Genomic DNA, 18,613 nt, shown 5'->3' with positions numbered 1-18,613 from the left:
ATCTTGGATAAAATTTAGCTGTAAATGCGATTGATAAAAAAATATACTGAACAAAATTTTAAAATTTAATTTTTAGTTTTAATTCATCTTTTTAAATATTTAAAATCGCAGGGGAAAGGCAAAAAAATGAGACAGGGATTCATGTCTAATCCAGCCCATAACAATAAATCCATGCTGATTTATTTCGGGATTCTTCTCATTATTGTGCTGTATATATTTCAGCCTACCTCTACCCATGCAAGCGAATCTATCAATTGTACCGCTGCGATCCAATCTATCCAGGTAGCAAAAGGCAATACACACAATGAAAGTGCTCACCCAACTCAGGGATGGATCAGCCTTAAAAAGCTACCAGATCAATGGAATACGCGTTGGCCCGATTACCACCAAAACGTCTGGTACAAAATTCAATTTAATTATCACTGTGCCAATCAACCCAAAACACCCTTAACTCTGGTTATCGAAAAGATTACCCAAAGCGGACGTGTCTATATCAATGATGAATTGCTATGGAGCGATTTGTCGGTGCAAGAGCCTGCTTCTCGTAGCCAATACATGCCCCGCCAATGGAACATTGCTGCCTCGAGTTTAAAAGAAGGGCAAAATATTTTATGGGTACAGGTTTTTGGCAGTATCACCCAAAAATCAGGATTAGGGTATTTAGAATTGGGAAATTACCAAAACGTTTATCCCATCTATAAAAAGTGGTTATTAGAAAAACGTACCTTAATCGAATTTAACGCCATGATTAGCTTTGTGGTGGGTATCTTCTATTTTTTAGCATGGCTCAGCAACCGTAAAGAAAAAAGTTTTCTATGGTTTGCCATCACCAACCTGTGTTGGATTCTGTATAGCTCCTGCTTTTTATTAACAGATCCTTTACCCTTTACAACCACAGTATTGGATCGAATCCAGAATATTATTTTCTGTTTTTATACCCTAGTCGGCTGTTTAGCTGTATGGTCATTTGTGCATCGAAGTTTTCCAAAGCTTGAAAAGGCATTATGGCTGTTTTTCTCAATCGCCTTACTCTGTCTAAGCTTAGCCCCACTATCTCATCTCAATACCGTCATCCAAATATTTTTCGGTATTGCCATGGTGATATTTTTAGCTAAATGTATCAGCTTTCTATTTTTGGCTTATCAATCAAAACAGCCTGAAAGTTATTTAATGGCTGCTGTATATCTACTATTTATACCTATTGCCTTGCACGATGCACATTTTGTTATTTCCATGGAAGGTCATCCACTTTCACCTTATACAGGCCCTTTCACTACATTGTCTTTAGGTGCAATTTTAGGCGTACGTTTAGCACGAAACGCTCGTCAAATTGAACGCTTTAATAAAACCCTATCGGAAAAAGTTTCGCGTGCAAAAGCCGAATTAACCGAATCACTAGACAATCAACATCAACTTGCACTAGAAAATGCACGCTTACAAGAACGGATTCATCTCTCCCACGATTTACACGATGGCCTAGGTGGATCGATTGTGCGATCAATTTTATTACTCGAACAAAATGACAAGATCGAAAAGCCTCAAGTTATGTCCATTTTAAAACTGCTACGTAACGATTTACGACAGGTGATCGACTCGGGATCAAGCATAAGCGCGCCAGTTCCTCATAGCCCGATTGATTGGGTCGCGCCGATTCGTTATCGTTTTGTGCGTCTATTTGAAGAAATGGAAATTCAATCAACATGGAGTTTTGGACAACAATGGCAAACAGTCCCTTCATCCAAACAATGCTTGACCTTAACCCGTGTGGTAGAAGAAGCACTGACCAATATTTTAAAACACAGTCAAGCCAATAAGGTTTCTCTACAGTTAAATGAATCTGAAGATAAAACCCTAATTTTGCAGATTCAGGACAATGGTATCGGCTTTGAACCTGCAACGGTATATACCGGCTTACATGTCGGATTACATAGTATGCAAGCACGAATTAGCCGTATGAGTGGTCAATTTAAAATTGATTCAAAACCGGGACAAACTATCATTCAGGTCATTTTACCTTTAACGGAAACCACACAGAAGGCTGAAACCATTCTTTAACACATATCTGCTTAATTAATGATTGTATGTGAAACCATTGAATTGCTTGGTCGCTAAAATAAATACTCTAGTTGGTTAGATTCTTTAAAATCTTTCAGTACTCGTGATTGAGCTGAGACACTTGCATATTTGAACTATAACCTGCTGTCATTTTTGATTAAAATAGAACTGCAATTATCGCTGCTACGCCACAAACTCTTCACACTCTGGCAGCTCAAAACTAAAAACCATAATAGGCCTAAACAATGAACACAAATCACTGGTTTATATGGGCAATACTCTCAGCCTGCTTCGCAGCTCTCACTGCCATTTTTGCTAAAGTGGGTTTACGTCAGGTCGATTCCGACTTAGCCACCCTCATTCGTACCGTGATTATTGTAGTGGTATTAGGTTTAATGGTTTGGGCTTTAGGCAAATGGCAAAATCCCCTATTACTGTCAGGCAAAACATGGCTGTTTCTAACCTTGTCTGCTTTAGCCACTGGTGCATCCTGGCTGTGTTATTTTCGGGCCTTACAACTCGGTCAAGCATCGCAAGTTGCACCCATTGATAAACTTAGCATGGTTCTGGTGACAGTATTTGCTGTTATTTTTTTAGGTGAGCGACCAAGCGTACAAGAATATCTAGGGATTGTACTGATTGCGCTTGGCGTACTCACCATTGCATTAAAATAACCTAGCTTCTTAGATTCCCTATGTTCTTAGACGAGATTCCTCTGCAATAACTGCATGCTGCTCAGGTCTGAGCGCTATCTAAAAAATGAAAAGGTTTGACTTGTTAGGCTCAGGACTTAAAATACCGCATTCGAATTTTTTACATTTGCCAAAGTTATGTCGAACGATCAATTAGACCAGCAAGTCGTAGAGCTGGACAACTTGAATGAACATCGCGAAATTGTCACTTTTATGCGTCGTTCATCACCGCTGAATACCTCTCAACGTACTGCGCTTGAACAATATGGTCACCTAATTTTGGAATATCCGGTGGGTGATTTACGTCAGCAGTTTGAACATCCAGAACGTCCGCTAACTGTGGAAATTGGTTTTGGCATGGGCCGTTCACTGGTACTAATGGCAAAAGCCAATCCTGAACGTAATTATGTGGGTATCGAAGTCCATGTTCCGGGTATTGCGCAATGTGTGTATGAAGCAGGAATGGCTGGTTTAACTAACTTACGATTACTGGATGCCGATGCCATTCAGGTGCTTCGTGAAATGCCGGATAACAGTATCAATGCGGTACAACTATATTTCCCTGATCCATGGCAAAAGAAACGTCATTTCAAACGTCGCTTTGTTTCACATGACCGTATGCCACTGGTGGAACAGAAACTAGAAATGGGCGGTACATTCCACTCGGCGACTGACTGGGAACCGTATGCAGAATGGATGCTGGATGTTTTAGATAACCGTCCGAATCTGGAAAATATGGCAGGTAAAGGCAATAGCTACCCTCGTCCGGACTGGCGTCCGCAAACCAAATTTGAACGTCGTGGTTTAGAGGAAGGTCATAAGATTAACGACTTCCTGTTCAAAAAAATCAAATAAAGCTGAAAAATAAGTTAAAAAATGGCTCATTTCTATGAGCCATTTTTTATTCCAGATTGTCATCTTTCAATATTTTTATCTTTAAATGCTATGTAGCCTTGATAAGCTAAAATCTGGCTAAAGCGTTGCACCATATTAAACCCACAGTGTTGAAGCAACTGTAGTGTTTCCTGTTCTGATAGCGGATAAAAGTCTTCATCCAAGCGATCTGCCATGGCTGCAGCTTGTGCCGTGGTTAATCCATTGGCCTCACAGACAAATTTCAGCACTTCTAATTCCTGAGCCGAGTTGATTTTGGTCAAATCAAACGTAATGAATAGTCCCTGAGTTTTTAGCCGTGAATAAATGCCTTTCAAGAAATGCGGCTTATCGGCATAGTTCACAAAATGGGTGACCAATACAGAAAGTACAGCATCATAGCTTTGTCCTGCTTGCAACTGATCTACATTTCCTAATACAAACTCAACCCGCTGCGACGCATTTAAGCTGTGTATATGCTGTTTAGACTTTTCCAACATGGTTTCCGATAGTTCGGTTGCAGTAAAGGTCCAGTTCGGAAATAACTCCAATAAATAACCCAGTTCATGACCCGTCCCACAGCCAATAATCAACACATGCGCATACTCATCGACATAGGTTTTTAACAAGGCTTTAATTTGCTGATGCACAAGGTCATAACCCGGTATGAGCTTGCGTATATGCAAATCATAGCCATCCACCACATAGACACTCTCAAAATCTTTTGCCATCTTTATATCCTTGTATTTTAATCACTGAGATTGAGGATGATGCGACTGGAAAATCTGTTGGCTCATCAAGTGGTAAATCTCTTTTAAATCTTCTCGCTGTGCATCATCCAGCATTTGCTGGTGCATATTCAGAATATTTTGATCCCCGCGCATCGCCGGCCCCGTCTGCATCTGCTTGGGATCATGCTGGACGGCCTTATTGGCCGTTTCCACAATGAGAGGATACAGCAGCGAAAAATCGACCTGCTGCGCATCTACAATCTGTTTCGCCATGTCATAACAATAATTGCTAAAGTTGCAGGCAAATACAGCGGCCAAATGCAGACTGAGACGCTGCGCTGATGAATATGAATAAACTCGGTGACTGAGCTGATGGGCAAGTTCGGTTAATAGCGCCAAATCCTGTTCAGACTTGGCTTCAACAAATAACGGCGTTTCCACCCATGCAATCTCGCGATCCAGACTGAAGGTCTGCAAAGGATAAAAAACACCGGCACGGGCATGCACCTGCGTCAGGATTTCAATATCGGTACTTCCTGAGGTATGTACAACCAGCACTTCGGGTAATTGTTGATGTAGCTCAGCAATGACTGAGGCAATCGCCTGATCGCTGACCGCAATAATGACCAAATCAATGTCAGGATGAAGCTCCATCATCTTCGAGATTGCTGTTGCACCCGTCTGCTGGGCCAAAGTTTGTGCATGCGCCAAAGTACGGCTATAAATTTGCACAATCTGATGCTGCTGGCTTAAAACCGCAGCCAAATGATGTGCAACTCGCCCTGCACCGATAAAACTAATACGCATAATCACTTCACATTTTTTCATTCAGCACAGCATGCCAATAAAAAAAGTGTGAATCAATTCGTGCTTGTATTTAATGGTGATATAGGAACAACTCCCATAAAAAAATCCCCGTGTAACTCGGGGATTTTTTTATGAAAACCATGAAAACTATAAATTTACTGTCTCTTGACTCCTTCTTCATTTACCTCACGAACCACACCCGTCTCCGTATTCAATACTTCAAATTCAATACGGCGATTCTTAAACTGGCCTTCAGCCGTCGCATTGTCTGCAACCGGTTGTTCCTGTCCAAAACCTACAGCCTGTAACTGCGCCGGATCAACACCCTGTTTCACCAGATAATCAACAATGGCTTGGGCACGTTTTTGTGACAATGCCTTATTAGCTTCGGCATTGCCTACAGCATCGGTATGCCCCTTGATGGTCAAGTGGACTTGTGGTGCACGCTTAATCAGCGCAGCTGCTTGATCTAGAATTGATTTATTGGCATCCGGAATTTCAGTACTGGCACTGGCAAAATTAATAATTTGCATATTCAGTGCCGTGGCAATATCCAGGGCACGGATCTGATCCGGATTGATTTCTGCTAGTGCTTTTTCTGCACTGGTATTGCCTGCACTAATTGCCGCACTGGTATCAACAGCCGTTGAACTCGCAGTCACCGCTTGGGTCATCACCGTCATATTTTTAACCAGTGGCTTAATTTTCGCAGCCAGCTGTTCTGCATCTGCCGGATTTGCAGTCTGAATGGAGAGCTGATCGCCCATCCAGATTAAAGACGCATTTGGCACACCTTTGACTAACTTCAGCACACTGGGAATTGAATCTTGATCAATAAATTCTGAATGATAAGACGCATTGTTTTCCACACCACAACCTGTGTTGTGATTAAAAATTTGTTTTATCTCGTTTTGTAAAATATCAATATAACCAGCATTGCCAGAATATAACTGGCAGGTTGTTAGATCTCCTGTTGAACCGGTGCTCAGTTGTAACTTTGCCGGTTGCGTACTTGCAGTTTGAGCCGGGACACCACTTGATGGTGGGGTGTCTTTTTTTTCTGAACATGATTTAAAGATAAGGCCTAATAGTGCAGCTAAAATGATAAAAGCTATTAATGGGAGTAAAACACCTGTTTTCTTTTTTTCCTCAACCGCGACATAAGGTTCTGCAGAAGGTGCCTGATGCAAACTTTGTTCCGATGCAGTACTGACACCCAATGCACTTAAAAGTACAGGGGCCCAGTGTGGCAATGCTGCCGACACAGCAGGCCAATATGTTTCTATGAGATGTGAAATGGCGCTAGGCTCAGCAGAACCCGCTTCGGTTTCCAAAAAACCCAAGGTAGGTGCAATAGAACGGTTTAAGGTAGATTCAATGTTTTCAGTAGGTACTGTACCGGAGAGCTGTTGCAAAAACTCCTGCTTCAATGCAGGATTTATACTAAAAATGTCTCCCAATCTCGGGTTTAATTGACTTTGTAAATTTGCAACTAAATCGGGTTTGGATTTAAAGATAGCCAATAGAATAGGGAAAAAACTGCTCAGCGCCTGACTCTTTTCACTCAAATGTGCTGTTTCACCTTCAAGAACCATTGCAGATACTTTCTGCTTTAATAGATCAATCAAATTAATATTCATTCTTTCATCCTTTTATTGTGCTTTTTATCATGTATTTTTTAGTTTATATGGTGATTTTTTATACAGTGTAATTAATTGTATTATTTGAATACTATTATTTTTCAGCCACAAAAAAAGCCAGCCGAAGCTGACTTTTTTACTATTCAGAAAAATTATTCTTCTAAATAATAGATTTTTTGACGTAACTCTGTCGTGCGCTGAGTGGTCATATTCGTTTCACAATTTAGTCGATAAACTTCAGGATTATCAGCATTCGAACTGTCTAATTTGCATTCTAGCTCACGTTTTTTCAGCCAAATTCTTTGTTCATCCAAAAGTTGGCTACGTACTTCTTTCGTAGTCGAGTTCCAGACTAAGTTTAAGTTCTTATTGGCTTTATCGTAATTCGTTTGAGCTTCAGAAATTAAAACCGCTTGATACTCTTTTGCGGCTGCATCTTCTTCTGCCACACGCTTCATCTCTTCTTGTTTCGCCACTTCAGCTGCATTTTGTCGTGCTGTTTTAACCAAAGAATCTACTGCTATATCTCGCACGAAATATGCTAGAGCATCTGGATTTTCTAAAGTTACATAAACTTTTTTGCCATCATCTGTAGGTTGAACTAAATATTCAATTTCCTTTTTTAACTGATTAGCTTCAAATGATAAGTCTGATAATACAGCAGCTTGAGCAATATTATTTTCATCATAAACAGCACGTGAAGCGTCCGCATCCTTTATCATTTGAGCTGGAATTTTAACGACAAATTCCGTTGCACAATACTGTTTATTACTATTTGGGTCTGAATTATTGGTACGCACATCATTGACATTAAATGTGATTTGTTGAAGCGTGCTACGTAACTTCCCCATATCAATAGTCACGTTTTCAGTATCAATTAACTCTTTAACACGTTCTGCAGAAATATCACTGACTGTCTTACTAAAACTTTCAACAACTAACTGTTTTGCAGTCTCATTATCACATTTTACCGTGCTACCAGTGATAGATTGCATCTTGTCACAGCCAGACATAAACAACATACAACCGATTAATCCTAATAATTTAAGTTTCATAACTACCCTATTTTTCAATTCGTCTTTGTTTTTCAAAAAATAAATTATTAATAATCTTCGTAATACGCTTCTGAGGCTGCAGTAGTTGCTGCATCAGTTGCTTCTATAGCTTCATTACTTGCCGAGTAATCAATATTTTCGGCATTATTTCTTTGCACAGCTGCTTTATTAGCTTCCAGATTTCTAATTTGATTTTTTTCAATCTGAGGCTTTAAAAATGCATAGGTTAAAGTTTCTGAAAGTAATGTTTGCATATTAGCCGTATTTTTAAGTAGTGCTAAAACTTTATCGCCTTTATCGGTAGGTTGCAGTACATACTCGAGTGTTAAATGCACCTTATGATTTTCATAATCTACGTCTAAATTATTTGCATGTTGCTCTACACTTACAGCATCCACTTTAGCTCTTGCTTCATCAGATTTTTTGACCAGATCAGAAGGAATAGTCGCAGTTAAATCTACTGAACATGATGTTTTTGGACTATTGGGATCAATAAAATCTGTTCTGCTATCTGCCAAAGCAAATTGGATATTTTTTGCTGAAAGTTTAAGCTTTGTCGGATCTAAATCTTTAATTGCACCATTTTTAATTAAGGTTTTAAGTTCATGCTCCAAAGATTGAGCCAAGTCATCTTGTAACACTTGTGTAACCAGTGATGTTGCCGATTCATCATCACATTTCACATGTTTAGAAAAAGGATTATTACAGCCAGCTAAAGCTAATGTTGAAATAAGCACAAAAAATGATTTATTGTTAAGTTTCATTAAAACACCCTCTTTTATTTACATAATTATAAACAAAATATTCAAAAAATAACAATTTAGTCACAAAAAAAGCCAGCCGAAGCTGACTTTTCAAATTTTAAGACGGCGTTAAATCAATTAAACCGCAAAGGTTTGCAGCACTTTACCCACCACTTTTTGGTTAATCAGCGGGGTATTTTTACCCTGAGAGATAATACTCTCTTTAGTAATTATCCATTCCAGTTTAGGGTCAAGCAAAGCCCAACCTGCTTCTTCAGTCCAGCGCTCAAACATGTTTGCCACTTTAGCCGGAGCAACCGTCACTTTTTCCACCCATTCCAAAGGTTCGAACAAGCCTTCATTAATCAGTTGAATACCAAAGGGTACAAATGTATCAAAAGCGGTGAAACCCGGTTGCGTTTCCGCAAAAGGCGCCATTTTTGCAGAACTGCTGAGTGGTTCATGATGAGTTGTAATCGCATCAATCACGCCCTCTTTCACGCCTTGGCGAAGCAATGCCTTGTCCTGTTCAGAACGTAAAGGTGGACGCACATGCGCCAGTGAATTAAAACCATCAATCAAGTTATCAGTTAAATGCAACTGATGCATGGCAACATCGCAAGTCACTGGTAGGCCTTTAGCTTTGGCATTTTTAATCAGTTCTACCGAAGCACCACAAGACAATAAACCAAAGTGGGCACGTACCCCGGTCGCTTCAATCATGAGCAAGTATTTGGCAATGGCTACAGTTTCTGCCAAAGCAGGAATCATCGGCAAGCCCTGACGTGAAGCAATAAAGCCTTCGTGCACACAACCATCTTTGGCAATTTGCGGCTCTTCTGCATAGAACACCACGGTCATGTTTAAACCAGCTGCATATTCAAGAGTACGAATCACCACATCATCATCAGCAAATGGCGCACTGGCATTCGATACTGCCGTACAGCCACCTTTTTTTAGGCCCGCCATATTGGCCGGTTGATTGCCTTTCAAACCTTGTGTTTGCGCACCAATCACTTGCAAATAGATACCACCATCCAGCATGGCTTTTTCCACCAAACCATGAATTAGAGCACCGTTGTCCTGAACGATCGGTTTAGAGTCTGGTGGGGTAAACACGTGCAGAATACCGTTATCACGCGCAGCCTTCCCTTCAGACTTCAAAGTGCCATGCTGCTGCTGACCGGGTTCACGTAAACGTGCACACAAATCCACCATAGTTGGCATCAACCATTTGCCTTGACCATCAATGGTTTCAGTCACATTGGCCGTTTCAGCAACCAGTTTGCCGTTTTCAATAAATACCGTTTGTACGCGGTCAGTTTTGTTAATTGGGTCTAAGACACGTACATTTTCAATTTTTACACTACTCATGACTTTTCCCTTATCCCGCAACTGCTTCTAACAAACCTTTTTCCTGCAACTGGCCCTGCATCGACAAAGCCAACACCGCCATACGCACTGCAATCCCATTGGTCACCTGATGCAAAATCACAGACTGTTTACCATCGGCAATACTTGAATCAATTTCTACGCCCCGGTTCATTGGGCCTGGATGCATCACGATGCAATCCGGTTTAGCCATGGCCAGACGTTCTTTGTTCAGCCCGTACATTTTGTAAAATTCAGCTTGTGAAGAAAGTGCTGGCGAATCAATGCGTTCGTTTTGAATACGGAGCGTGATGATCACGTCACAATCCTTGATACCAGCTTCCATGTTGTTGAACAGACGAATACCTTCGCCATATTCATCAAAACCGTAAGGTAACAAGGTATTTGGTGCAATCACACGGATATCTTTACAGCCCAAGGTTTGTAAAGCGGCAACATCTGAACGTGCGACACGTGAATGTTTAATGTCACCAATGATGGCGATACTGATGTCTTCAAAATTCTTTTTGGTTTCACGGCGAATGGTCAGCATGTCAAGCATTGCCTGTGTCGGATGGGCATGACGGCCATCACCGGCATTGATAATTGCGACATGCGGACAAACATCTTTGGCAATGAAATGTGGCGCGCCTGAAGATGAATGGCGGACCACAAAAATATCGGTTGCCATCGCTTCCAAGTTCCATAGCGTATCACGCAGGGTTTCACCTTTAGATGTACTGGAACGTGCAATATCAATATTCAAGACATTAGCAGATAAACGCTTTGCCGCAGCTTCAAAAGTGGTTCGGGTACGGGTCGAGTTCTCAAAAAACAGATTCATCACCGTACGACCTTCAAGAAGATTGTTGGTAATGAGCTGATTTTGGTCATTAAAAAAGGACTCCGCAGTGTCCAATATTTTTGTGAGGGTTTGTTTAGAAAGACCTTCGATGGTGAGGAAGTGTTTTAGGTTACCATCTTGGTTGAGTTGAATCTGGCTCGGAGTATGCAATGCCGCCAAGTGCATGAGAGATTCCTTATACGTTAAGTCAACGTATTATACAGATATTCCCTACCTGTGGCAGTTGAAGTTTTCAATAATTGTGCAAAAACCGTCTAGATAATAAAAATGGATATTAAAATTGCTATCCAATATTTCAATGAGATAATTTAAACTCAATTGATCACATTCAAACATTAATCAGCTTTTTATCACTTAATTATCTTTTGTATTCCCATGCATATAATCATTCAAAAATTCAACTGCCTATACTTGCTCTAAATCAATGATTTCATTTAAATAGATCCTAACCAAGTTAGCGTAAGGCACCAATATAATGATGCGAAACTTGAGCACGATAGATTTCTTCTTCTGTCACATCAGAATGATATGTTTCTTCCATAATAGGTTCTGCAATCAATTCTTCAATCTGTTCAACTTCAGGCTCGACAGAAAGGTCCATAACTGAATATAAGCGTGTCACCAAACGCTTTAGTTCGGTATCTTGTGTTGCTGTTGCTAGATCCACTACATGTTGAGCGTAATTTTTATTTTCAACCATATACATCACGTCTATTACTCGTCCGGCAACACGGCGAAGACGAGCATAAATTAAAGTGGAAATTGAAAATACTTCACCTTGAGTTAAAACTTCATTCATCACGATCCCCTGACTTAATGCATATCTATATCTAATTGAAAACATGAAACCTGTAATTGGATGTTTCATCACACATCTAACAAAATGTGCCGTTAAGATTGTGCAAAATATGTACCAATAACGTGAAATATAAAAATTATTTTTTATCACCCTTTCCATGAAGCACCATAATTTGGCTAAAGAATTCATCATCAAAGGCTTAAACATTCTTTATTTCAAGCAAATAATTTATCTAACAACTTCTCAAGATCATCCGCCCAAAGCAGTGAAAATACGTTAAAATATTAGATTGCTTTGTTGCTTTTGGAAATTTACATGAATTCGAAACCACGTCTTTCTACATACTGGGTCACCTGTGCAGATGGACTTGAAACCTTACTCCGCGAGGAAATTGAAGGTTTAGGTGTTCAAAATATTGAACAGTTACCGGGTCGTTTAATTTTCAAAGGCACATTGGAAAATGCATACCGTATTTGCATGTGGTCACGTCTTGCTTCACGTGTCTTAACTCCCATTCATACACATGAATTGGAACATACGCGAGATGCACGAGATGTGGCTGAAGAGCTCTATGAAGGTGCAATTAACTTTGACTGGTCTTTAATTTTTGCACCACAAAGTACATTTGCTGTGCGTTTACATGTAGAACGTGAAATTAAGGTCAACACGCAATTTGCCACTTTACGAGTCAAAGATGGTGTTGTGGATTCCTTTATGGAAGCCGTGGGCAAACGTCCAAGTATCGACATCAAACAGCCTGAAATTACGCTGTACGTCCTAGCAGGCAAGACTGCACATACCTATTGCCTGGATTTATCCGGTGATTCCTTACATAAACGTGGTTATCGTCATTACATGACCGATGCCCCAATTAAAGAAAACCTTGCTGCAGCCATTCTGCAAAAAGCAAAATTAAATCAACGCAAACCAGACATTATTCTAGATCCAATGTGTGGTTCTGGTACCTTTATCATTGAATCATTGATGATGCTTACTGACCGTGCTCCAGGTCTGGTCCGTCGTTTTGGTTTTAACGGCTGGAACGGTCATGACCATGAACTGTGGATGTCAATTAAAGCTGAAGCAGCTGAACGTCATCAAATAGCATTGGAACAGCCTTTACCGCAATTCTATGCCTATGATGCAGACTGGGAAGCTGTGAAAGCAACCAAACAAAACATCATTGCGGCTGGTTTTGAAAAACTACTCGACCATATCAAAATTGAAGAACGCACACTTGCAGACTGGCCAGATTTCAAGGCTGAAGGCAAAACTTCATTTATTGTCACCAACCCACCTTATGGTGAGCGTTTAGGTGATAAAGCCTCTAACCGTGCTTTATACTTAGGTTTATCTGCCCTGTTACAAAAGAACTTCCCAAACCAATATGCAGCAGTCATTGCGGCACAGGTTGAACAGGCTGACGTGCTGGCATTTAATGAACCGCAAATTTTGCGCTTGATGAATGGTAAACTGCCGATTTATGTGCGTTTCGGTATCATCAAACCGGCTGCTGTATCACAACCATTTTTAGCGCATTGGCAACCACAACAGTTTGAGCCAATTGAAGGTGCACAAGACTTTACCAACCGTCTGCAAAAAAACATGCAAGCTTTGAAAAAATGGGCAGTGAAAGAAAATATTTTCTGCTTGCGTTTGTATGATGCAGACTTGCCAGATTTTAATGTTGCAGTTGATTTGTATGGTGATCGTTTACACGTACAAGAATATGCGCCACCAAAAACAATTGATCCTGAAAAGGCTAAAAAACGTTTTAATCTTGCCTTACAGGCCATTCGTTCGGTAACTGGTTTAGGCCGTGATGCGATCTTTATTAAAACACGTGCCCGTCAAGAAGGTAAAAACCAGTACACCAAACAAAGTACCGCGTCTAAACGTTTTATCGTGCAAGAAGGTAAAGCCAAAATTTTGGTCAACCTGACTGATTATCTGGATACCGGCTTGTTCCTTGACCACCGTCAAATGCGTTTACGTATTGCGGCAGAAGCCAAAGGCAAACATTTCCTAAACTTGTATAGCTATACCTCTACTGCCAGCCTGCATGCTGCTTTAGGTGGCGCTGCAAGTACCACCAGTGTCGATTTGTCTAATACTTATCTGAACTGGTCTAAAGAAAACTTTGTTCTAAACGGTTTGACTGTGGATCATGCCGATGAACAGCACCAGTTCTTTGCCAGCGACTGTTTTGAATGGCTCAAAGAAGGTCATGAGCAATATGATCTGATCTTTATTGACCCACCAACGTTCTCGAATTCGAAAAAGTTTCATGGCACATTCGATGTGCAACGTGACCACTTGTCTCTGATCAAGCGTGCAATGAACCGCTTAACCACAGAAGGTACCTTGTATTTCTCTAACAACTATCGTGGTTTTGAAATGGACGAAGAAATTTTAGCGTTCTTTGAGGTTCAGGAAATTACCAATGAAACCATTGGCCTCGACTTTAAACGTAATACTAAAATTCACCGTGCCTGGAAAATTCAACATCCACAAAATTAATCGGTGATAAATCCTAGAGATGAAATGCTGCTTAAGGTTTCATCTCTATACTTATCCCCTCAAAATTATTCAGCCTTGAGCTATCTGCCTGATTGACAATATCAAACAAACGAACCGTCGAATAAGTTAAATCCTGTTTTTCATTGAGATGCAATAATTCCGCTGCTTTCTTCTTTTGCATTTGATCATCAGATAATACTGTTTAATCAATCGTTTGTTGTTGAATTTCCTGACTGTTCTGATTACTCAATGCCTTACTTTCTTGTTGCTGCTGCTCAACCGGTTGTTGAATACTTTTTTGCAACCGCTGAATACTTTGAGTATCCATATGTTTTGCATCACTCTGCTGTTCTGCCAATTTATGATCCGACAAATAAGTCTCAGCATTGCCCCAGGAACACATCAGTAACAGCAAATTCATTGCCATGATTTTTTTAATTTTAAATCGTTGGCTGTCACAGCCATTTTTATCGTGCATCTTCATGATTCACCTGCTCCTTTTTTATTATTGAGTAAGCTAACAATATTTTTTAAATCACAACAATTGAATTTCCGTAGTTCCCGATATTCAGCAATAAAAGAGGCTGACCAAGATGTAACCTCTTACTTCTAAGTGTTTTAATTTAAAAACTTCTTTGTACCACACTTATAATTAGTCCCAACTGTTAAAATGCCGTCTTTTCTTTTAGTTTATGACAAGCCTCATCATGAATTAAAATAAATATAATATTTTCAGATAGCTACATAAACCCAGCCTGATTATATGACTGAGCAATGATGAAGCTCACTTAAATTCGACCAACTTCCAGATAACTAACTTTTCTCCGATCAAAAGTCGTATATGGAGAGGCTTTAAAGCTATGGAAATAGTGTTTGGCTTGAATGACATGTGAAGTAGTCTTATCCATCCAGCTGATTCTTGGGTCATTATTAGCCAAAGTAATACAATATGCCTGTTTCTGGCGTAATTTTGTTTGTTGCTTGGCATGAAAAATCAGGCTGGCAAATACATCGAGTTGTTCAGGATGACATAGTGCACTATGAATCATAAGATATTCAAAGGCATTGTTGACCTTGGGCAAAGCTAAGACACCACGAATTTCAGCATAGACATTATAAAAAGGTTTCAGCATTTTTAATGGCAGTGAATACTTCACTACACGGGTCTGCTTAAAGGTTTTCTGATTCCACAATCCATACAATCCTACCATCTTATGATTTTGGTCATACATCAGATAAAAATCATGAATTTTCATGCCTAGCCAAAATGGATGATTGGATTCCGCCAATCCGGAAAAATCATAATGGGGCAGAAAGTTATAATGCTCTTTCATTGAAAGTATAAAGGCATTCACTTGACTGACATGACTCGCATTCATTTGCTGAAAATTATACTGAGAAAATTGTGCCGGTTTAACTGCCTGGGAAACAGTAAAGGTACGAATATCGTCATAATGAAAAGGGATGGGAAAACCTTTACGCTCGTTATGTAAAATCCCACATGCCACAGTATTGTCTTCTAGAACCACGCTTTCAAAAATAGTCTCACGTGGAATTTCATCATAGACATAATCCATCAACAAGCGCATGACCTTGTTGCCACGATGCTCAGGTAACATGCGTAAATCCGCGACATAGCGCAATACTTCTGACCTGCCATTGATAAAACAGTTGCGCCAACCCAAATTCATCATGGCGACAATTTCTGAGTGATCATCCGCTGGCACGACCAATTTAATATCAGGATGATGATATTGCGCATGGCTGGCACTCAGATAACTCGGATAACGCTCAAAAGCCCAAGTCATACCATTACTCGGCATGGTTTCCGCGATCAACTTTACCAGTTGCGCATCATCTGCTGCTGTAGCTGATCGCACCACAAAATTGGGCTCGTTTGAAGAACGATAAATTTCATTATTATTGTCGTTCAATGCATGTAATACATTCATGTTCATAAAGTTTTACTCAAATTATTTTTGTTTTCATTTTTTTCAATGGTTCAGGCTTAATATTGCCTTCGATCATTCCATTTTTCATAGCCAGGTTTTTGTAATAATCCCAGGCATTTTTTACATGTTTTACTTCGGGCTCATCTAGCTGCCCAAGGTTGCGGGCCAATTCATAATGAAAATTTTCTTTTAATAACTGATCTAAAGCAGCAGCACTCGGTTGTTTATGGATATTTCCTTCACTCAACATCATGTAATGCGGCTTTTTCTCATGGCAATGTTCAATACCCAAAATACTGATCGGTAGATAATCTTCCTGCTTAAATTCTGCCAAAACTTTGACTGCCACACTATGATCCAGTTTCTCACCCACCAGATCGACTGTCATTTTCCGTCCTAGAAAGCGGAAACATGGAATCCGTTGATAAAAATCGATCACTTCCAGTTCATCATCAATCACATAACGAATCAAACCAGAACCAGTGGTAATCACCGGACTGACGATGTCACCTACTTTAAGCTGCCAAGACGGTACGACTCGTTCACTGTCCTGCAGAATAAACTCATAAAAATGTGATTGATAACTGAGCGGAAAACGATCTGAGAACGGAATGGTGACTACACCTTCTGTTGCCCATAAGCCTTTACCTTCAAAGGCAACATTGGCTACCCGATCTTGTAAATTTTTTGCCCAGCGCTCCGCACTGGCCGTGTCCCAACTGGAAATCAGGGTCAATTTCGGCCAAAGCTCTTTCCAGGCCACTGGATTCTGTAAATGGAGTCGCTGCAATTTATAACTTTGTTCGCATGACTTTGGAGCTGGCAAATAATTCAGACCTTGGCGTGACCATCGTCCCGTTTTTAACACCCTGACAATTTCATCCTGAGATTGCTCGATAATATCGAGTAACTGTAATGCAAATGTCGGACTCCAGACTGAAATCATGCCTAAATTTTTATCTGCTACCAAAAATACCGCCGTGGCAAACATGGCATCTTCGGCCGATTCTGCCAGTGCAATGTCGGTCGGCACGGATTGGGTGATTTTGCTCAATACCCGCTTGGAAACATTCAGTAAAGCACTGTCATCGTTTAGATTGCTATTTTCTAAAAGTTTGCGCTGGCTTTCTGGCAACCAGGATACTGACCAATAATGGGTCGAGTTTTTTAATTGAGGATGCTGGCGATATAAATTGCTTAACCACAGTCCAATCGCTTCATCCAGTTCATTGAGGAAATATTGTGTATAAGGAATAAATTTCAGTGCTTCGCTTGAACCACTGGTGGGCTGAAAACGTACAATTTTCTCTGGTCCTAAACCGTTTTTCCCGCTTTGCCGGGATTGTTCAATTTTCTCTTTCCAATCTGCATATCGTGTCAGGGGATATTGTTCTGCAAAGCCCTCATAACTCAGACTTTGTGAGCTATGTTGTTTTAAAAATTGATCCAACTTTTGTCGTTGGATCACTTCTAAATCATTCGCTTGCTGCCGATAGCGGTTGAAAGCTTTGCGGCAGGCAAATTCCAATATTTGATGTGAAGCTGAAAGCAATAAACCCATCGTTATGCCACCTTAGAATTTGAGTCCGAGGCGATCTGCAGAGCGCGGTTTTTATAACGATTTTTACTATCATATTTACTTTCACTGGTGTTTTTACTCAAGAAACGATTTACATAACGGTATAAATCACTCCAACGCAATTCACCAATACAAGCTAGTTCAGTACCATCCACCCAAGTTGGGTTCTTGTCTTCAAAAAATGCAATCTTGAAATTTTTTTCACGTACATCATCGGTAATAGGAGCCACATCTGCTTTTAAAGGCTGATAGTCATCACCAAAATTCAGTAAGCCTGTAGATTTCTCATAATATTCAGAAAAATATTGATGACAATAAGATTCCACAAAATCCTTTAAATGAGGATGTTTTTCATTATAGTGCGGATAATAACTATAAAAATTATTAGCCAACAGTAAATAGGTCTTGAATCCTTTGGAAATCAAGATCCAGTAAATTGGCTTCAATGGATAACGTATTTTAAAGCTCACGATATAACGAAACATCGCACGGGTTAAAGCCCTGTTGCCCCAATATTCTTTTTCAATAATGGTATCACCACTAAAAAAGGCATGATGCGCTTTACCATTAACGACAAAATCACGCTCCATTACGGTAGAAAAACCAACGATTTGTTTATTTTTAGGTTCTAAAATAAGGAAAACACCGGTTTTTTCTAAAAAGTCACGCTCAAAAATTTCATAACGCGTATTGGCATAATATTTTTGATAAATACCATACATACACTTGAGTTCTTGAACCGTGACTTGGCTACATTTTTTATAAGCACTATAAGGCTCGTTTTTGAGCAAACGTACTAACTTAAATTCGATCATGATTACGATTCCATGTAACCTTCTCTTTGTGGAAGGCCATATTGTTTTTGTTTTAACTGCTTTTTATGCAAGTATTAATGCAAAGCGACGCCATCTTAAGGTTTAAAAAGTTGAGA

General features: G+C 39.9%; 17 protein-coding genes. 4 read left to right on the top strand and 13 right to left on the bottom strand.

Annotated features, from left to right (window positions below; all coding sequences use genetic code 11):
- The first annotated feature begins 141 nt into the window (after positions 1–141).
- The 3 genes from FB6_RS07315 (at position 142) to trmB (ending at position 3,602) form a co-directional block, all read left to right on the top strand.
- Complete coding sequence (locus tag FB6_RS07315) at positions 142–2,055, top strand: sensor histidine kinase (RefSeq protein WP_174559378.1); 1,914 nt, start codon at positions 142–144, stop codon at positions 2,053–2,055.
- Positions 2,056–2,300: 245 nt separating this feature from the next.
- Positions 2,301–2,729: an EamA family transporter gene (locus FB6_RS07310; RefSeq protein WP_174559377.1), complete on the top strand. Its 429-nt coding sequence runs from the start codon at positions 2,301–2,303 to the stop codon at positions 2,727–2,729.
- Between the two features lie 156 nt (positions 2,730–2,885).
- Positions 2,886–3,602: a tRNA (guanosine(46)-N7)-methyltransferase TrmB gene (gene trmB / locus FB6_RS07305; protein ID WP_174559376.1), complete on the top strand. Its 717-nt coding sequence runs from the start codon at positions 2,886–2,888 to the stop codon at positions 3,600–3,602.
- A gap of 59 nt (positions 3,603–3,661) precedes the next feature.
- Here the strand turns inward: trmB and FB6_RS07300 are convergent, their stop codons facing one another.
- The 8 genes from FB6_RS07300 to FB6_RS07265 form a co-directional block, all read right to left on the bottom strand.
- Positions 3,662–4,351: a class I SAM-dependent methyltransferase gene (locus FB6_RS07300; protein ID WP_174559375.1), complete on the bottom strand. Its 690-nt coding sequence runs from the start codon at positions 4,349–4,351 to the stop codon at positions 3,662–3,664.
- A gap of 21 nt (positions 4,352–4,372) precedes the next feature.
- Positions 4,373–5,158, bottom strand: a complete 786-nt coding sequence (locus FB6_RS07295) for a Rossmann-like and DUF2520 domain-containing protein (RefSeq protein WP_174559423.1) — start codon at positions 5,156–5,158, stop codon at positions 4,373–4,375.
- Positions 5,159–5,313: 155 nt separating this feature from the next.
- The gene (locus FB6_RS07290) at positions 5,314–6,798 is read right to left on the bottom strand and encodes an OmpA family protein (RefSeq protein ID WP_174559374.1); all 1,485 of its coding nucleotides are present in this window, start codon (positions 6,796–6,798) and stop codon (positions 5,314–5,316) included.
- A 152-nt stretch (positions 6,799–6,950) separates the two neighbouring features.
- The gene (locus FB6_RS07285; RefSeq protein ID WP_254592209.1) at positions 6,951–7,853 is read right to left on the bottom strand and encodes a lysozyme inhibitor LprI family protein; all 903 of its coding nucleotides are present in this window, start codon (positions 7,851–7,853) and stop codon (positions 6,951–6,953) included.
- A 47-nt stretch (positions 7,854–7,900) separates the two neighbouring features.
- Positions 7,901–8,617, bottom strand: a complete 717-nt coding sequence (locus tag FB6_RS07280; RefSeq protein ID WP_174559373.1) for a hypothetical protein — start codon at positions 8,615–8,617, stop codon at positions 7,901–7,903.
- 117 nt (positions 8,618–8,734) lie between these two features.
- Positions 8,735–9,970: a dihydroorotase gene (locus FB6_RS07275; RefSeq protein ID WP_174559372.1), complete on the bottom strand. Its 1,236-nt coding sequence runs from the start codon at positions 9,968–9,970 to the stop codon at positions 8,735–8,737.
- A 10-nt stretch (positions 9,971–9,980) separates the two neighbouring features.
- Complete coding sequence (locus tag FB6_RS07270) at positions 9,981–10,997, bottom strand: aspartate carbamoyltransferase catalytic subunit (protein WP_174559371.1); 1,017 nt, start codon at positions 10,995–10,997, stop codon at positions 9,981–9,983.
- Between the two features lie 289 nt (positions 10,998–11,286).
- Positions 11,287–11,676, bottom strand: coding sequence for a hypothetical protein (locus tag FB6_RS07265; protein WP_438819960.1), 390 nt, complete (start codon positions 11,674–11,676; stop codon positions 11,287–11,289).
- Between the two features lie 270 nt (positions 11,677–11,946).
- Here FB6_RS07265 and rlmKL point away from each other — a divergent pair, with 270 nt between their 5' ends.
- The gene (gene rlmKL, locus FB6_RS07260; RefSeq protein WP_174559370.1) at positions 11,947–14,151 is read left to right on the top strand and encodes a bifunctional 23S rRNA (guanine(2069)-N(7))-methyltransferase RlmK/23S rRNA (guanine(2445)-N(2))-methyltransferase RlmL; all 2,205 of its coding nucleotides are present in this window, start codon (positions 11,947–11,949) and stop codon (positions 14,149–14,151) included.
- Between the two features lie 31 nt (positions 14,152–14,182).
- Here rlmKL and FB6_RS07255 read toward each other — a convergent pair whose 3' ends face one another.
- The 5 genes from FB6_RS07255 to FB6_RS07235 form a co-directional block, all read right to left on the bottom strand.
- Positions 14,183–14,332 (bottom strand): hypothetical protein, encoded by a 150-nt coding sequence (locus FB6_RS07255; RefSeq protein WP_174559369.1) that lies wholly within the window; start codon positions 14,330–14,332, stop codon positions 14,183–14,185.
- Positions 14,333–14,353: 21 nt separating this feature from the next.
- Complete coding sequence (locus FB6_RS07250; protein WP_174559368.1) at positions 14,354–14,635, bottom strand: hypothetical protein; 282 nt, start codon at positions 14,633–14,635, stop codon at positions 14,354–14,356.
- Between the two features lie 304 nt (positions 14,636–14,939).
- Entirely contained in the window at positions 14,940–16,109 is a 1,170-nt protein-coding gene (locus tag FB6_RS07245) for a GNAT family N-acetyltransferase (protein WP_174559367.1), read from the bottom strand.
- A 10-nt stretch (positions 16,110–16,119) separates the two neighbouring features.
- A complete protein-coding gene (locus FB6_RS07240) occupies positions 16,120–17,664 on the bottom strand; it encodes a GH3 family domain-containing protein (RefSeq protein ID WP_174559366.1) in 1,545 nt (514 codons plus the stop codon).
- 2 nt (positions 17,665–17,666) lie between these two features.
- Positions 17,667–18,497, bottom strand: a complete 831-nt coding sequence (locus FB6_RS07235) for a hypothetical protein (RefSeq protein WP_174559365.1) — start codon at positions 18,495–18,497, stop codon at positions 17,667–17,669.
- Between the last annotated feature and the right edge of the window lie 116 nt (positions 18,498–18,613).

Origin of the sequence: Acinetobacter bouvetii, from assembly GCF_902753875.1 — a bacterium.
Classification (GTDB): Bacteria; Pseudomonadota; Gammaproteobacteria; order Pseudomonadales; family Moraxellaceae; genus Acinetobacter; species Acinetobacter bouvetii_A.
Note: the sequence above shows the minus strand (reverse complement) of the source record. Positions and strands in the feature narration are given on the sequence as shown.

Excerpts from the sequence above, each read along its gene's own strand:
- FB6_RS07315 (WP_174559378.1), top strand. The coding sequence starts at position 142 with ATGTCTAATCCAGCCCATAACAATAAATCCATGCTGATTTATTTCGGG.
- FB6_RS07310 (WP_174559377.1), top strand. The coding sequence starts at position 2,301 with ATGAACACAAATCACTGGTTTATATGGGCAATACTCTCAGCCTGCTTC.
- trmB (WP_174559376.1), top strand. The coding sequence starts at position 2,886 with ATGTCGAACGATCAATTAGACCAGCAAGTCGTAGAGCTGGACAACTTG.
- FB6_RS07300 (WP_174559375.1), bottom strand. The coding sequence starts at position 4,351 with ATGGCAAAAGATTTTGAGAGTGTCTATGTGGTGGATGGCTATGATTTG.
- FB6_RS07295 (WP_174559423.1), bottom strand. The coding sequence starts at position 5,158 with ATGCGTATTAGTTTTATCGGTGCAGGGCGAGTTGCACATCATTTGGCT.
- FB6_RS07290 (WP_174559374.1), bottom strand. The coding sequence starts at position 6,798 with ATGAATATTAATTTGATTGATCTATTAAAGCAGAAAGTATCTGCAATG.
- FB6_RS07285 (WP_254592209.1), bottom strand. The coding sequence starts at position 7,853 with ATGAAACTTAAATTATTAGGATTAATCGGTTGTATGTTGTTTATGTCT.
- FB6_RS07280 (WP_174559373.1), bottom strand. The coding sequence starts at position 8,617 with ATGAAACTTAACAATAAATCATTTTTTGTGCTTATTTCAACATTAGCT.
- FB6_RS07275 (WP_174559372.1), bottom strand. The coding sequence starts at position 9,970 with ATGAGTAGTGTAAAAATTGAAAATGTACGTGTCTTAGACCCAATTAAC.
- FB6_RS07270 (WP_174559371.1), bottom strand. The coding sequence starts at position 10,997 with ATGCACTTGGCGGCATTGCATACTCCGAGCCAGATTCAACTCAACCAA.
- FB6_RS07265 (WP_438819960.1), bottom strand. The coding sequence starts at position 11,676 with ATGTTTTCAATTAGATATAGATATGCATTAAGTCAGGGGATCGTGATG.
- rlmKL (WP_174559370.1), top strand. The coding sequence starts at position 11,947 with ATGAATTCGAAACCACGTCTTTCTACATACTGGGTCACCTGTGCAGAT.
- FB6_RS07255 (WP_174559369.1), bottom strand. The coding sequence starts at position 14,332 with ATGCAAAAGAAGAAAGCAGCGGAATTATTGCATCTCAATGAAAAACAG.
- FB6_RS07250 (WP_174559368.1), bottom strand. The coding sequence starts at position 14,635 with ATGAAGATGCACGATAAAAATGGCTGTGACAGCCAACGATTTAAAATT.
- FB6_RS07245 (WP_174559367.1), bottom strand. The coding sequence starts at position 16,109 with ATGAACATGAATGTATTACATGCATTGAACGACAATAATAATGAAATT.
- FB6_RS07240 (WP_174559366.1), bottom strand. The coding sequence starts at position 17,664 with ATGGGTTTATTGCTTTCAGCTTCACATCAAATATTGGAATTTGCCTGC.
- FB6_RS07235 (WP_174559365.1), bottom strand. The coding sequence starts at position 18,497 with ATGATCGAATTTAAGTTAGTACGTTTGCTCAAAAACGAGCCTTATAGT.